The sequence below is a fragment of the Solwaraspora sp. WMMB335 genome (assembly GCF_049179075.1).
In the GTDB taxonomy this organism is placed as follows: domain Bacteria; phylum Actinomycetota; class Actinomycetes; order Mycobacteriales; family Micromonosporaceae; genus Micromonospora_E.
Genome location: NZ_JBMHMF010000001.1, coordinates 1,595,069 through 1,608,883 on the forward strand (window position 1 = coordinate 1,595,069; position 13,815 = coordinate 1,608,883).

14 protein-coding genes are annotated in these 13,815 nt (G+C 71.2%); 10 read left to right on the forward strand and 4 right to left on the reverse strand.

What is annotated here, in order from left to right:
- The first annotated feature begins 195 nt into the window (after positions 1-195).
- From ACN27F_RS06440 to ACN27F_RS06475, 8 genes are all read left to right on the forward strand, one after another.
- Positions 196-1,038, forward strand: coding sequence for a nitrilase-related carbon-nitrogen hydrolase (locus tag ACN27F_RS06440; RefSeq protein ID WP_421431684.1), 843 nt, complete (start codon positions 196-198; stop codon positions 1,036-1,038).
- A gap of 22 nt (positions 1,039-1,060) precedes the next feature.
- Positions 1,061-2,467 (forward strand): dihydropyrimidinase, encoded by a 1,407-nt coding sequence (gene hydA / locus ACN27F_RS06445; RefSeq protein WP_421431685.1) that lies wholly within the window; start codon positions 1,061-1,063, stop codon positions 2,465-2,467.
- 16 nt (positions 2,468-2,483) lie between these two features.
- A complete protein-coding gene (locus ACN27F_RS06450) occupies positions 2,484-3,500 on the forward strand; it encodes a TIGR03842 family LLM class F420-dependent oxidoreductase (RefSeq protein WP_421431686.1) in 1,017 nt (338 codons plus the stop codon).
- A complete protein-coding gene (locus ACN27F_RS06455; protein WP_421431687.1) occupies positions 3,497-4,375 on the forward strand; it encodes an ABC transporter permease in 879 nt (292 codons plus the stop codon). The genes ACN27F_RS06450 and ACN27F_RS06455 overlap by 4 nt, the downstream gene beginning before the upstream one ends.
- A gap of 7 nt (positions 4,376-4,382) precedes the next feature.
- Complete coding sequence (locus tag ACN27F_RS06460) at positions 4,383-5,180, forward strand: ABC transporter ATP-binding protein (RefSeq protein WP_421431688.1); 798 nt, start codon at positions 4,383-4,385, stop codon at positions 5,178-5,180.
- Positions 5,177-5,941, forward strand: coding sequence for an ABC transporter permease (locus ACN27F_RS06465; protein ID WP_421431689.1), 765 nt, complete (start codon positions 5,177-5,179; stop codon positions 5,939-5,941). The genes ACN27F_RS06460 and ACN27F_RS06465 overlap by 4 nt, the downstream gene beginning before the upstream one ends.
- 105 nt (positions 5,942-6,046) lie before the next feature.
- On the forward strand, positions 6,047-7,183 hold the full coding sequence (locus ACN27F_RS06470) for an ABC transporter substrate-binding protein (RefSeq protein ID WP_421431690.1): 1,137 nt from the start codon (positions 6,047-6,049) through the stop codon (positions 7,181-7,183).
- A 153-nt stretch (positions 7,184-7,336) separates the two neighbouring features.
- Positions 7,337-8,443 (forward strand): acyltransferase family protein, encoded by a 1,107-nt coding sequence (locus ACN27F_RS06475; protein ID WP_421431691.1) that lies wholly within the window; start codon positions 7,337-7,339, stop codon positions 8,441-8,443.
- Positions 8,444-8,466: 23 nt separating this feature from the next.
- On the opposite strand, the gene ACN27F_RS06480 is transcribed toward ACN27F_RS06475, so the two are convergent.
- On the reverse strand, positions 8,467-9,393 hold the full coding sequence (locus ACN27F_RS06480; protein WP_421431692.1) for an acetamidase/formamidase family protein: 927 nt from the start codon (positions 9,391-9,393) through the stop codon (positions 8,467-8,469).
- A 92-nt stretch (positions 9,394-9,485) separates the two neighbouring features.
- On the opposite strand from ACN27F_RS06480, the gene ACN27F_RS06485 reads away from it, so the two are divergent.
- A complete protein-coding gene (locus ACN27F_RS06485; protein WP_421431693.1) occupies positions 9,486-9,998 on the forward strand; it encodes an NUDIX domain-containing protein in 513 nt (170 codons plus the stop codon).
- Between the two features lie 23 nt (positions 9,999-10,021).
- Positions 10,022-10,636, forward strand: a complete 615-nt coding sequence (locus ACN27F_RS06490; RefSeq protein ID WP_421431694.1) for a DUF1707 SHOCT-like domain-containing protein — start codon at positions 10,022-10,024, stop codon at positions 10,634-10,636.
- On the opposite strand, the gene ACN27F_RS06495 is transcribed toward ACN27F_RS06490, so the two are convergent.
- From ACN27F_RS06495 to ACN27F_RS06505, 3 genes are all read right to left on the reverse strand, one after another.
- Positions 10,593-11,282, reverse strand: coding sequence for a 4'-phosphopantetheinyl transferase family protein (locus tag ACN27F_RS06495; protein WP_421431695.1), 690 nt, complete (start codon positions 11,280-11,282; stop codon positions 10,593-10,595). The two genes, ACN27F_RS06490 and ACN27F_RS06495, sit on opposite strands and share 44 nt — an antisense overlap.
- Positions 11,283-11,423: 141 nt before the next feature.
- On the reverse strand, positions 11,424-12,983 hold the full coding sequence (locus ACN27F_RS06500) for a hypothetical protein (RefSeq protein ID WP_421431696.1): 1,560 nt from the start codon (positions 12,981-12,983) through the stop codon (positions 11,424-11,426).
- 28 nt (positions 12,984-13,011) lie between these two features.
- A complete protein-coding gene (locus ACN27F_RS06505; protein ID WP_421431697.1) occupies positions 13,012-13,815 on the reverse strand; it encodes an ABC transporter permease in 804 nt (267 codons plus the stop codon).

Sequence of the window (13,815 nt, forward strand, 5' to 3'; positions counted from 1 at the left end):
GCGTTGGCGGCACCGCCCGGCGGCCGTCCGTGCGTGCCGACCGGCAACACGCGTAGTTGACCGCATTACACGTTTGAAACACCCGGTAACACGTACCTGATTGTCAGTCACTGCGGGCGTGGTTACAGTCGTACCTTCTCGACGCCGGGAAGGGCCAGGTCAGGCCGGAATCCGGCCGAGTAGGGAGGATTCGCCATGCCCGAGATCGTCCGAGCCGCCATCGTCCAGACTGCCTGGACCGGCGACAAGGAGTCCATGATCAAAGCGCATGAGGAGTACGTCCGGCAGGCCGCCGCGCAGGGCGCCCAGGTCATCTGCTTCCAGGAGCTGTTCTACGGACCGTACTTCTGCCAGGTGCAGGAGAGCGAGTACTACTCGTACGCCGAGTCGGTCCCCGGCCCCACCACCGAGCGCTTCGCCGCGCTGGCCGCCGAGCACAACATGGTCATGGTGCTGCCGATGTACGAGCGGGAGCAGGCCGGCATCCTCTACAACACCGCGGCCGTGATCGACGCCGACGGCAGCTACCTCGGCAAGTTCCGCAAGACGCACATCCCCAACGTCAAAGGCTTCTGGGAGAAGTTCTACTTTCGCCCCGGCAACCTCGGCTACCCGGTCTTCGACACCGCGGTCGGTCGCGTCGGCGTCTACATCTGCTACGACCGGCACTTCCCGGAGGGCTGGCGGGCACTGGGTCTGGCCGGCGCGCAGATCGTGTTCAACCCGTCGGCGACCAGCCGCAGCCTCTCGTCGTACCTGTGGAAACTGGAACAACCGGCCGCCGCCGTGGCCAACGAGTACTTCATCGCCGCGATCAACCGGGTCGGGGTCGAGTCCGCCTATGGGGACAACGATTTCTACGGCACGTCCTACTTCGTCGACCCGGAGGGCAAGTTCGTCGGCGACACCGGGGATCCGTACCAGCCGGAGTTGATCGTGCGTGACCTCGACCTCGGTCTGATCGAGACGGTCCGCAACCGGTGGGCCTTCTACCGGGACCGCCGCCCGGACGCCTACGGTGATCTCGTGCAGCCCTGACCCCGAGGCCGGAAGGGAACCCATGCCTCTGTTGATCTCCGGCGGCACCGTCGTCGGACCGACCGGACCGCACCCCGCCGACGTTCTCGTCGACGGCGAGACCATCGCGGCGGTCTACGCACCCGGCCGTGGGCCGGCCGACGGCGTCGACGTCCTCGACGCCAGCGGCAAGTACGTCATCCCTGGCGGCGTCGACGTGCACACCCACATGGAGTTGCCGTTCGGCGGCACGTTCGCCTCGGACACCTTCGACACCGGCACCAGGGCCGCCGCCCACGGCGGCACCACCACGATCATCGACTTCGCCGTCCAGCGCGCCGGCGAGGTGGTCGGCGACGGGCTGGCCGCCTGGCACGCCAAGGCCGAGGGCAACTGCCACGTCGACTACGGATTCCACATGATCATCGGTGGGGTCGACGACGAATCGCTCAAGGCCATGGACTCGCTCGTCGCCACCGAGGGCATCACCAGCTTCAAGCTGTTCATGGCCTACCCCGGAGTCTTCTACAGCGACGACGGACAGATCCTGCGGGCCATGCAGAAGGCCCGGGACAACGGCGCCACCATCATGATGCACGCCGAGAACGGCATCGCCATCGACGTCCTGATCGGCCAGGCCCTCGCCCGCGGACAGACCGATCCGATCCACCACGGGCTGACCCGGCCGGCGGCGCTGGAGGCCGAGGCGACCAGCCGGGCCATCGCGCTGGCCGGGGTGGCCGGCGACTGCCCGCTCTACATCGTGCACCTGTCCGCCAGCGAGGCCCTCGCCGCGGTCGCGACCGCCCGCGACGCCGGCCGCAACGTGTTCGCCGAAACCTGCCCGCAGTACCTCTACCTGACCCTGGAGGACCAACTCGGCGCGCCCGGCTTCGAAGGCGCCAAATGGGTCTGCTCCACCCCGCTGCGCAGCAGGCACGAGACCCACCACGCCGACCTGTGGCGCGGGCTGCGCGGCAACGACCTGGCGGTGGTCTCGACCGACCACTGCCCGTTCTGCTTCAAGGACCAGAAGGAACTCGGCCTCGGCGACTTCTCCAAGATCCCCAACGGTATCGGTGGTGTGGAGCACCGCGTCGACCTGGTCTACCAGGGCGTGGTCGACGGCAAGCTGTCGCTGGCCCGCTGGGTGGAGACGATCGCCACCACCCCGGCCCGGATGTTCGGGCTCTACCCGCGCAAGGGCGTCATCGCACCCGGATCGGACGCCGACATCGTCGTCTACGACCCGACCGGGCGGACCACCATCTCGGTGGACACCCACCACATGAACATGGACCACTCGGCGTACGAAGGGTTCGAGATCGCCGGCCGGGTCGACACCGTGCTCTCGCGCGGCACCGTCCTGGTCGACCCGACCGGGGCCTACCACGGACGGGCCGGGCACGGCCGCTACCTGCACCGTGGCCTGTCGGACTACCTGATCTGAAGAGATGGGGCAGCGGATGGACTTCGGTGTCGTCTTCCAATGTGATCCACCCGCCCGCGAGCTGGTCTCCCTGGCGGTGCAGGCCGAGCAGGCCGGCTTCAGCCATGTGTGGACGTTCGACTCGCACGTGCTGTGGCAGGAGCCGTTCGTCATCTACGGGCAGATCCTGGCCGCCACCTCGGCGCTGACGGTCGGCCCGATGGTGACCAACCCGAGCACCCGGGACTGGACCGTCACCGCCTCGATGTTCGCCACCCTCAACGAGATGTACGGCAACCGCACGGTGTGCGGCATCGGCCGGGGCGACTCGGCGGTGCGGGTACTCGGCGCCCGCCCCACCACCCTGGCCGAGCTACGCGAGTGCGTCACCATCATCCGGGACCTGGCCTGCGGGCGGACCGTGCGCTACCGCGACCGTGACCTGCAGCTGCCCTGGGTCGACGACGGCGTGCTGGAAGTGTGGGTCGCGGCGTACGGGCCGAAGGCGCTCGCCCTGGCCGGCGAGGTCGGCGACGGCTACATCCTGCAGCTCGCCGACCCGGACATCGCCGCCTGGATGATCGGCGCGGTGCGCACCGCCGCGCAGCGGGCCGGCCGCGACCCGGACGCGGTCACGTTCTGCGTCGCGGCCCCGGCGTACGTCGGCGACGACCTCGCCCACCAACGGGAGCAGACCCGTTGGTTCGGCGGCATGGTCGGCAACCACATCGCCGACATCGTGGCCCGCTACGGCGGTGACGGCGCCGGGGTGCCGAAGGTACTCACCGACTACATCGCCGGCCGGCAGGGCTACGACTACGCCCAGCACGGACGGGCCGGCAACACCCACACCGATTTCGTACCCGACGAGATCGTCGACCGGTTCTGCCTGCTCGGCCCGGTCGACGAGCACCTGCGCCGGCTCGGCGAGCTGCGTGAGCTCGGCGTCGACCAGTTCGCCGTCTACCTGCAGCACGACGCCAAGCAGGCCACCCTGGCAGCGTACGGGGAGCAGATCATCCCGCGGGTGCGCGGCGAGGTGGTCACCTCTTGACCCGCGACTGGCCGCGCCGGGCACGGGTCGGGGCCGGCACCGGCGTCGCGGCGCTGCTGGTGGTGGGCCTGTGGGAGGGGTACAAGGCGGTCGGCGACCCGGACGGCACCGAACTGCTCGGCGTACGGCTGCTGCCACGCACCGACGACGCGGCGATGCCGCACGTGTGGCAGGTGCTCACCCGGTTGACCGACCCGGACGCGACGGCCGGGCTGCCGGTGTGGCGGGTGGTGCTCGACGCCTGCCTGTTCACCCTCGGGGTGACCACGGTCGGATTCGCCGCCGGCACCGTGATCGGCCTGCTGCTGGCGGTGGCGATGCAGCGACTGCGGATCGTCGAACGTGGACTGCTGCCGTACGTGGTGCTGTCCCAGACCGTGCCGCTGGTCGCGCTGGCCCCGGTGATCGCCGGCTGGGGTGGCCGGCTGTCCGTCGGTCCCTACCCGTGGCAGCCCTGGATGTCGGTCTCGGTGATCGCCGCCTACCTGGCGTTCTTCCCGGTCGCGGTGGGCATGCTGCGCGGCCTGCAGTCGCCGCCGGCGGCCGGGGTGGAGCTGATGCGCAGCTACGCCGCCGGCTGGTGGCGCACCCTGGTGAAGCTGCGGCTGCCGGCGGCGGTGCCGTACCTGTTCCCGGCGTTGCGGCTGGCCGGCGCCGCCGCGGTGGTCGGGGCGGTGGTCGGCGAGATCTCCACCGGCACCCGGGGCGGCATCGGCCGGCTGCTGCTGGAGTATTCCCGGCAGGCCACCAGCGACCCGGCGAAGGTGTACGCCGCGATGCTCGGTGCCGCCGCCCTCGGCCTGGTGGTGACCGTCGTGGTGAACCTGCTGGAGATTCCGCTGACCCGGCACCGTAGCGCCACCGGACAGGGATGAGGTCGCGATGAGTGTCGACGCGGTGGTGCTGGACGGGGTCGGCAAGGTGTTCCACCCCGGCCGTCCGGGTGCGGTGACCGCGCTGACCGGGGTGGCGCTGACCATCGCCGGGGGCGAGTTCGTGTCGCTGATCGGCCCGTCGGGCTGCGGCAAGAGCACCCTGTTGCGGTTGATCGCGGATCTGATCGAGCCGAGCACCGGCTCGGTGACGGTCAACGGCAAGCCCGCCCGACGGGCCCGGCTGGACCAGGAGTACGGCATCGCGTTCCAGCAGGCCGGCCTGTTCGACTGGCGGACGGTGCGGCGCAACGTGGAGCTGCCGCTGGAGCTGCGTGGCGTGCGCCGGGCGCAGCGGCGGGCCCGCGCCGCCGAGATGCTCGACCTGGTCGGCCTCGGCGAGTTCGCCGGCCACTACCCGACACAGCTGTCCGGTGGGATGCAGCAGCGGGTGGCGATCGCCCGCGCGCTGGCGGTGCATCCGCCGCTGCTGCTGATGGACGAACCGTTCGGCGCGTTGGACGAGATGACCCGGGAACGGTTGCAGAGCGAGCTGCTCGGTATCTGCGCCACGGCGCGGACCAGCACGGTTTTCGTCACGCATTCGATCTCCGAGGCGGTCTACCTGTCCGACCGGGTGGTGGTGATGTCGCCGCGACCCGGTCGGATCACCGCGGTGATCGACGTCGACCTGGGGGAACGTTCGGAGCAGACCCGCCAGTCGCCGGAGTTCTTCGCCGCCGTCACCGCCGTACGCCAGGCGCTGCGCGGGACCCGTCCCGCCGACCGGGAACCGGTCACGCCATGAGGTCGGCGTACGCCGTGCTGGCACCGGTCGCGGTCGGGCTGGGCGGGCTGGCGCTGTGGGAGGCGACGGTACGCCTCGGCCGGGTGGCGTCGTACGTGCTGCCGGCACCGTCGGCGATCGCCGAACAGTTCTGGGCGAGCCGCTCCGTGGTATGGCAGGCCAGCCTGGCCAGCGGAGCCAACGCGCTGGCCGGTCTGGTCGCAGCGGCGGTGCTGGGCGTGCTGTGCGCGCTGCTGGTCGGCCGGGTACGGCTGCTCAGCGAGGTGTCGGTGCCGCTCGCCGCGCTGATCAACGCGCTGCCGATCATCGCCCTCGCTCCGGTGTTGAACAACATGTTCGACGCCACCAGCAGCGTGCCCCGACGGCTGGTGGTCGGCCTGGTCGCGTTCTTCCCGATCTTTCTCAACACGTTGCGCGGGCTCGGCGAGGTGCAGCCGATCCACCGCGAGCTGTTGACCAGCTACGCCGCCGGCAGTTGGACCTTCGCCCGGCTGGTACGGCTGCCCGGCGCGCTGCCGTTCGTGTTCACCGGGCTGCGCCAGGCGTCCTCGCTGGCGGTCATCGCGGCGGTGGTGGCCGAATACTTCGGTGGCCTGCAGGACGGCCTCGGTGCCCGGATCACCTCGGCGGCGGCTCTCACCGCGTACCCCCGGGCCTGGGCGTTCGTGGTCGGTGCCTGCCTGCTCGGGCTGGTGTTCTACCTGGCGACGCTGCTACTCGAACGGATCTCGATGCCGTGGCGGGTCGCAGCGGCCCGGTAGGCGGCTCCGCACCGCGCGAGAGTCAGACACCGGTCAACGCTGAACCACCGGTCGGCTTCCGACCACCCACCCATCCATCCATCGCGACGAGGAGGATCGACGGATATGAAAAAATGGCACGGCGCCGCAGCGGCGGTGACGGCGGCGGCACTGGCGCTCGCCGGCTGCGGCACGGCGGACGAGGAGCCGGGCGGCAGCGACGCCACCGGCGGCACCACCAGCATCAAGGTGCAACTGCAGTGGTTCTACCAGGCTCAGTTCGCCGGCTACATCGCCGCTGTCGAGCAGGGCTTCTACGCCGATGAGGGCCTCGACGTCGAGTTGCTCGAAGGCGGCGTCGACATCGTTCCGCAGACGGTGCTCGCCCAGGGGCAGGCCGACTACGCCATCGCCTGGGTGCCCAAGGCGCTGGCCTCACGCGAGCAGGGCGCGGAGATCACCAACGTGGGGCAGATCTTCGCCCGTTCCGGCACGTACCAGGTGGCGTTCGCCGACGCCGGCATCAGCGAGCCTGCGGACCTGCGCGGCAAGAAGGTCGGCAACTGGGGCTTCGGCAACGAGTTCGAACTGTTCGCCGCGATGACCCAGGCCGGGTTGGACCCGGGCGCCGACGTCACGCTGGTGCAGCAGCAGTTCGACATGCAGGCGCTGCTGCGCGGCGACATCGACGCCGCCCAGGCGATGAGCTACAACGAGTACGCCCAGTTGCTGGAGGCGGAGAATCCGGACACCGGTGAGCTCTACACGCCGGAGGACTTCACGGTGCTCGACTGGAACGAGGTCGGCACCGCGATGCTGCAGGACGCGATCTGGGCCGACACCGGCCGGCTGGACGACGAGGCCTACCAGGAGACCACGGTCAAGTTCCTCACCGCCACGATCAAGGGCTGGGCGTACTGCCGGGACAACCCGGAGCAGTGCCGGGACCTGGTGGTCGCCGCCGGTTCCACCCTCGGCGCCAGTCACCAACTGTGGCAGACCAACGAGGTGAACAAGCTGATCTGGCCGTCGGAGGCCGGCATCGGGCTGATCGACGAGGCGGACTGGGCACGCACCGTGGAGTTGTCCCTGGCCACCAGGAACCAGGACGGGCAGACCGTGCTCACCGCGGAGCCGGAAGGGCTGGCCTACACGAACGACTACATCGAGCAGGCGTTGGCGGCGGCGCAGGCCGACGGCGTCGACGTGACCGGCGGCGACTTCACCCCGCTGACGGTGACCCTCGAACCCGGCGGCGCCTGAGCCACGGCGACCGTGAGATCGCCCGGCCGGTCCCGCCCGAGCAGGCGGGACCGGCCGGCGACGACTCGGCCACCAGTCGTTCATCTACTGGCCATGACAGAGACAGACACTTGTCGTACCCAGGCCGGCACAGCCCGTCTACCTTGTCCGGCCATGCCCGCCAGCAGGCCCCCGTGTGAGGACGACCGCGCTGTCGCCGTGCCCGCGCCCCGCCGGGCGGACCCGGTCGCGGGCGACGGCGAGCCGCGACACCGGCCCGCGGGCCGCAGCGGCTACATCGACGCGTTGCGGGCGCTGGCGATCCTGCGGGTCTACCTGCTGCACACCCTGTGGGTGACCTGGCTGCCGATGGTGTTCCCGGCGATGCCGGTGATGTTCGCGCTGGCCGGCTACCTCACCGCCGCCTCGCTAGAGCGCCGCAAGCCGCTGCGGGTGGTCGGGTCCCGGTTGCGTCGGCTGCTGCCTCCACTGTGGGCACTCACCGTGGTGGCCGTACCGCTGATGCTGGCCCGTGGTTGGGGCAACGATCCCGACGGCGGCCCGAGCGTGCTGGATCTTGCCTGGTGGGTGGTGCCGCTGGCCAACCCGCAGTCCAGCGAGTGGGGCGGGCCGTTCTCACTCGGCCTGTGGTACATCCGCGCCTATCTGTGGCTGGTGCTGCTCTCACCGGCGTTGTGGTGGGTGTTCCGGCGGTGGCCGGTCGGCGCGCTGCTGGCCCTGCCGGCGGCGACCGTCGTGCTCTACTCACCGCTGGTGCACGTGCCGCCCACCCCGGTCGGGGATGTCATCTGGTCCAGCGCCGCCTACGGCACCTGCTGGCTGATCGGGTACGCCCGGCACACCGGCCTGCTGGACCGAATCCCGCTGGCGGCGTACACGCTGCTGGTCGCCGCCGTCGGTTTCGGTGCCCTGGCCTGGCTCGCCGAACAGGGCGAAGCCGACCGGCTCGGCCGGCTGGCGTGGGGCTGGACGGCGGTGCTGGTGCTGATGCGGGCCCGGCCCCGGTTGGACTGGTTGGCCCGAGTCCGATGGCTGTCCTGGCTGATCGCCGCGATCAACGCCAGGGCGGTCACCATCTACGTCTGGCACCTGCCGGTGTTGTTCGCGGCCGGCGCGCTGCTCTCGGCGGCGGGCGTGCCCGCCGGCAAGGTCGCCACGTTCGGCGCGGGCACCGTGCTGCTCGCCGCCGTCGTGCTGGCGATCGGCTGGATCGAGGACCTGGCAGCCCGCCGCCGCCCGGCACTGCTGCCGCCGGGCTGACGCGCGGGCGGACGGGCCGGCGGTCAGCGGATCGCGTCGTCGGCCAGTCGGGCATGCACCCCGACGACCTTGTTGACGATCTGGGTCACCCGCACATCGACCACCACGCTGGCGAGCGCGACGGCGTCACCGCGGGCCAGGTCGTACCGGCGGGTCAGCATCGTGATCATGGCGTCGAGCGCGTCGGCGGCGGCCGCGTCGAGGGTGTCCCCGAGGCCGAAGGTGAGCCAGGCGCCATCGACCCGGGCCACCGGCCCGGTCAGCGGCTGATCCTCGATCAGGTCGAAGGTGAGCCGCACGCGGTCCATCGGGCATTCGATCGCCGTGCCGCAGATCTCGCCGTCGCCTTGCGCGGCGTGGCCGTCACCCGCGGAGAACAGCGCGCCGTCGACGGTCACCGGCAGCAGCAACGTGCTGCCCGCGACCAGGTCCTTGCAGTCCAGGTTGCCGCCGCAGCGGCGCGGCGGGATGGTGGAATGCTCGCCCGGCTGTGCCGGCGGCAGGCCGAGCACGCCCAAGAACGGTTGCAGCGCCACCGTGTGACCGAACTGGTTGCGGCCGGTCGACCCGGTCGGGTTCAACTGCCAGCGGTGCACGGTCTCGGCGCCGGCGATGCCGTACCGCTGGTCGTGCGGGGTCAGGCCGGCACCGGCGAGCGTGGTGCCCCAAGCGGCCGGCACCACCTCGTCGATCCGTACCGACAGGGTGGTGCCGGGCCGGGCACCACGGACCGCGATCGGCCCGACCAGCGCATGGCCGAAACCCGGCCGGTACGACGTCACCCGCGGCCGGTCGTCATGGCGACCGCCCTGGTACGGCCCGGCCGACCACCAGCAGTCCAGGGTCCGCAGGGTCACGGTGTCCCCCGGATCGACGGTGAGTACCGGCGGGTAGTCGGGCGAGAAGTATCCGTGCAGGGTCCGGCTGTCCGGCTCCAGGATGTGCCGCATCGCCGCAGGCTACCGCTACCCTCGTCGCACCGGCACCACCGCGGCAGGGCACGGAGGGCCGGGGTGTGCGGCAACGCGTATCGTCGGGCGCTGTGACCGCCACGCCGTACTCGTTCTGCTCGTTCTGCGGTGCCGGCTACCCGGCCGACGCGGCCTGGCCCCGCGAGTGCACCCACTGTGGACAATTTGTCTGGCGCAACCCCGCACCGGTCGCGGTGGCGGTCGTGCCGGTGTGGACAGCGGACGGTGTCGGAGTGGTGGTGCAGCGCCGCGACATCGAACCGGCGCGGGGCAAGCTGGCGCTGCCGGGTGGCTTCATCGAGTACGGCGAGGACTGGCGGGCCGCCCTCATCCGCGAGCTGTGCGAGGAGACCGGACTGTCCGGACCGGTCGACCAGGTGCGACTGTACGACGTACGCAGCGCGCCGAGCGGCGGGACGCTGCTGGTGTTCGGGCTGCTGCCGCCCCGGCCGGCGGCCGAGCTGCCACCGGTGACGGCGACGGCGGAAGCGTCCGAGTGGCTGGTGGTCACCGATCCGGTGGAACTCGCCTTCGCCACCCACACCGAGGTGCTGACCGCGGTCCTGCGCGATCCACCGGGCTGACGTCGGTCGGTACGCTGTGCGGCGTGAGCAACCTTCCTGACCGGCTGCCCCCGGACGAGTTGCGGGCCTCTGACGCGGACCGGGAACAGGTAGCGGAGGTGCTCCGTGCGGCCACGGCCGAAGGCCGGATCGAGCTGGCGGAGTTGGACGAGCGGCTGGGCCGGGCGTACGCCGCCCGCACCTACGCCGAGTTGGAGCCACTCACCCGGGACATCCCGCGGGCCGTCTCCGACGCGGTGGCCAGGCGGGCCGGCCATGACGTCGAGCGGCACCGGCCGCCGAAGTGGGCGATCGGGGTGATGAGCGGGTTCGACCGGCGGGGACGATGGGTGGCCCCGCGCACGTTCCGGGCGCTCGCGTTCTGGGGCGGCGGGCGGATCGACCTGCGGGAGGCACAACTCGACGGCAACGTGATCCGGGTGCGTGCCTGGGCGGTGATGGGCGGGATGGAGATCATCGTGCCGGACGACGCGGACGTGTCGGTCACCGGTCTGGGCATCATGGGTGGCTTCGACCAGCGGGCCAGCGGGTTGGGCAGTCCGGGCGGGCCACGGATCCGGGTGAGCGGACTGGCCTTCTGGGGTGGGGTGTCCGTCAGGCGGCGCGCCCGGTCGCGTCGCTGGCAGCCGGGAGACTGATCGCCGCCACGAGCAGACCGTTGCGCGCCAGCCAGCGTCCGGTGAATCCGGTCAGCCGGATCCCGTCGGGCAGCAGCGGGCCCTCGACCAACAGGCGCGCGGTGAACCCGCCGGTGGCCGGGTCGATCTCGACGTGTGCCTCCTCGAAGCCCAACCAGCGTTGCGCCAGCGGGTACCACGCCTTGTAGACCGATTCCTTGGCGCAGAACAGCAGTCGGTCCCAGCAGACGTGCCGATGGTCGGCGTGCAGCGTCGCCAGCAGTCTTGTTTCGGCCGGCGACGCGATGCTGTCGAGCACCCCGTCGGGCAATGGCCTGTGCGGTTCGGCGTCGATGCCGATCGAGGTCAGGTCCTGGACCCTGGCCACCGCAGCCGCCCGGTAGCCGTCGCAGTGGGTGATGCTGCCGACGATCCCGTCCGGCCAGCACGGCTCGCGACGCGGTCCGGACAGCACCGGTACGTCGACATGGCCCAGCTCGGCCAGGGCCTCATGGGCGCAGCGACGGGCCGTGCCGAACTCGCGGCGTCGCTTGTCGACCGCCCTGCCCCCCAACGCCTTCTCCTCCTCGGGATGCAGGGTGACCGGGACGCTGTCGTCGAACGCCTCCCGGGCCACCGCCGTCGTTGGCAGCAGTTGCTCGATCATCCCGCTTTGTCCTCCGCCTCCGCGTGCGTCCTGTCGGCCGGCCGGCGCCACCGGCGGATCCGCCGCCCGCGCCGACCTCCTGGACCAGTTTGCTGGCCTCCTGCCGGGTCGCGCCACCGGCGCAGGTGGGGCCGATGGCCACTACCGTCGGGGTCTGGCCGTCGACGGTGGAGCCTTCGGCGCGGATGCGTCGTTCGCGTAGGAGCGGGCGATCCGGCGGTGTGCCCGGTCGTCAGTACGGCTCGCCAACGCCCGCAGCTCGGCGTGCCCGGTGCGGCCCTGGTGCGCGCACCAGGCGGACAGCAGCCGGTCCGCACTGTCCGGATCACTGTCGGCGGCGATCGCCACCACCACCTCTGCGGTTTCGTCCAGCAGCTCCGCCACGGTCGGCACCCGTACCCCGTGCTCACGCAGCCGGTGCGCGACCAGCGCGGCGCCGAACGGGGTCAGGGCGACTTCGTCGTCGTCGAGCCGGACCGCGCCGAGCGCGGCGAGCAGCTCGAACAACCGGTCGGCATCGTTGTGCGCCAGCCGGCGCCAGGTCTGCTGCTGTTGCTCGGTGCCGACGCCGGGGATCAGCATCGTATCCTCCACCGCGCGGTACAGCACCTCCCGCAGGGCCGGCACCGGCAGCGGCTGCGGCGTGGTGTAGAGCGCGAGACCCGCGGTGAGCACGGCGTCGTCGAACCGCCACCGCAGCACCGACTCGTGCCAGCCGCTGCCGCACACCGCCGCGCCGATCTCGGGCAGCGCTGCGTACGCCCGGTGGGCCAGCGCGAGCGGATCGGCCAGCACCTTGGCCGCGCTCTTGACCGGCACCAGCCGGCCCTTGACCGCCCGGACGACGCGGGCCGAGCGCGCCCAGGCGACGAGCACCGAGAGCTCGTAGAGTTCCGTACTGCTGCGGGTCTTGTGAACCTCCGCGCCGAGCACGGGATCGATGACGTCGGCGGTGCCCAGCAACGCGATCAGCTCGCGCGCGTCGGCCAGCCGGAGGTTGCCGGTCTGGGTGAGCGTGCGCCCGTCCCCCACCCACGCCACCAGCTGCCGCAGCCGGCGCAGCACAGTGGATGCCTCGGCGGCTGCCCGCAACTCGGCGTCGTCGGGCACCGCCACCAGCGGCATGGCCGGCGACCGGCCGGCGGCCGGCGCGTGGTTGGCCACGACCTGGTCGAGCAGCCCTCGGTCGACGGGAATCCGGCCGGCGTGCACGTCCGCGATGAAGGCCTGCGCGGCGGCCGGATCGGTCGGGTCGACGCCCTCGGTCATCATCCGGGTGGTCCAGTACTTCGCCGGACCGTAGCGGGTCTGGTCGGCCATCGCCTCGGCCACCGCCCCGGTGAGCTTGTCCAGGACGGCGTGCAGCACCCCCTGGTCGGCGCAGCGCCGGTCGGCGAGCCCTTCGTCGAACAGGAAGTCGATGAAGCCGCGTACGCTCGGCACGACACCGGTCCACTCGTCGGGCCGCAGCGTCACCTGCCGGGGGAACCACTCGGTCAGCGTCTCGGTCAGGTCCTCGGGTTGCCAGCGGCCGAGCAGTCCGTCCCCGTCGTGGTACCGGTGGTCCAGCAACGCCTCGATCAGGAACAGGTCGATCTCGGTCCGCCGCCGGGTACGTGCCCACTTCTCGATCCGGTGCATCAGCCGCTGCCGTGCCGTGTGGTAGGTGTCGTCGTCAGCTGAGGTGTAGACCATCCGCATGCCCGGCGACACTACCGGTGGGTGGTGGCTACCGCGCGCCGCCCCGGACGAACCAACGTTCCAGCAGGGTCACCAGACCCATGACGAGCAGGGCCGCGGCGATGATGGTGGCGGTGACCGCCCAGACCCCGGCGATGTTGAACTCGCGCGACGAACGCATCAGCAGCCAGCCGATCCCCGCCGTCGAGATGATCACCTCCGCGTTGACCATGCCCCGGATGCCCCGGCTCACGCCGAGCCGGATCCCGGTGATCGCCAACGGCAGCGCCGACGGGAGGGTGATCTTCATGATCACCTGCATCGGTGAGGCCGCGTAGGCGTGCGCGAGCTGCTCGTGGGCGGGGTCCACCTTCTTCAGCCCGGCCTGCATGGAGACCACGATGATGAAGAAGGAGTAGAGGAACACCACCGCCACCCGGGTCGCCGTCCCGAGCCCGAACACCATCATCAGGATCGGGATGGTCGCGGTGATCGGCACCGACATGCCGGCGTCGATGTACGGGGCGATCACCTGTTCGGCGGTACGCGACAGGCTCATCAGCAGCGCGACCACGATCGCGGTGCCGATCGCCAGCCCGATGCCCATGCCGAAGGTCTTGGCGCTTTCCAGCAGGACGGTGAACAGGACTCCGTCCTGGTAGAACGACAGCCAGGTGCGGTAGATCTCGGAGACCGGTGGCAGCGCCCGGTAGTCGGCCAGCCGGCCGATGATCTCCCAGAGCAGCAGGAACACCGCCAGGGACGCCGCCGTCACCCAGGGGAACCTGGCCGGCAGCGTGGCGATCCAGGATCTGACCGGTGCCGGGGCGCGCGAGGTCAGGGTCACCGCCAT

Excerpts from the sequence above, each read along its gene's own strand:
- ACN27F_RS06440 (WP_421431684.1), top strand. The coding sequence starts at position 196 with ATGCCCGAGATCGTCCGAGCCGCCATCGTCCAGACTGCCTGGACCGGC.
- hydA (WP_421431685.1), top strand. The coding sequence starts at position 1,061 with ATGCCTCTGTTGATCTCCGGCGGCACCGTCGTCGGACCGACCGGACCG.
- ACN27F_RS06450 (WP_421431686.1), top strand. The coding sequence starts at position 2,484 with ATGGACTTCGGTGTCGTCTTCCAATGTGATCCACCCGCCCGCGAGCTG.
- ACN27F_RS06460 (WP_421431688.1), top strand. The coding sequence starts at position 4,383 with ATGAGTGTCGACGCGGTGGTGCTGGACGGGGTCGGCAAGGTGTTCCAC.
- ACN27F_RS06465 (WP_421431689.1), top strand. The coding sequence starts at position 5,177 with ATGAGGTCGGCGTACGCCGTGCTGGCACCGGTCGCGGTCGGGCTGGGC.
- ACN27F_RS06470 (WP_421431690.1), top strand. The coding sequence starts at position 6,047 with ATGAAAAAATGGCACGGCGCCGCAGCGGCGGTGACGGCGGCGGCACTG.
- ACN27F_RS06475 (WP_421431691.1), top strand. The coding sequence starts at position 7,337 with ATGCCCGCCAGCAGGCCCCCGTGTGAGGACGACCGCGCTGTCGCCGTG.
- ACN27F_RS06480 (WP_421431692.1), bottom strand. The coding sequence starts at position 9,393 with ATGCGGCACATCCTGGAGCCGGACAGCCGGACCCTGCACGGATACTTC.
- ACN27F_RS06495 (WP_421431695.1), bottom strand. The coding sequence starts at position 11,282 with ATGATCGAGCAACTGCTGCCAACGACGGCGGTGGCCCGGGAGGCGTTC.
- ACN27F_RS06500 (WP_421431696.1), bottom strand. The coding sequence starts at position 12,983 with ATGCGGATGGTCTACACCTCAGCTGACGACGACACCTACCACACGGCA.
- ACN27F_RS06505 (WP_421431697.1), bottom strand. The coding sequence starts at position 13,815 with ATGGCGGTGACCCTGACCTCGCGCGCCCCGGCACCGGTCAGATCCTGG.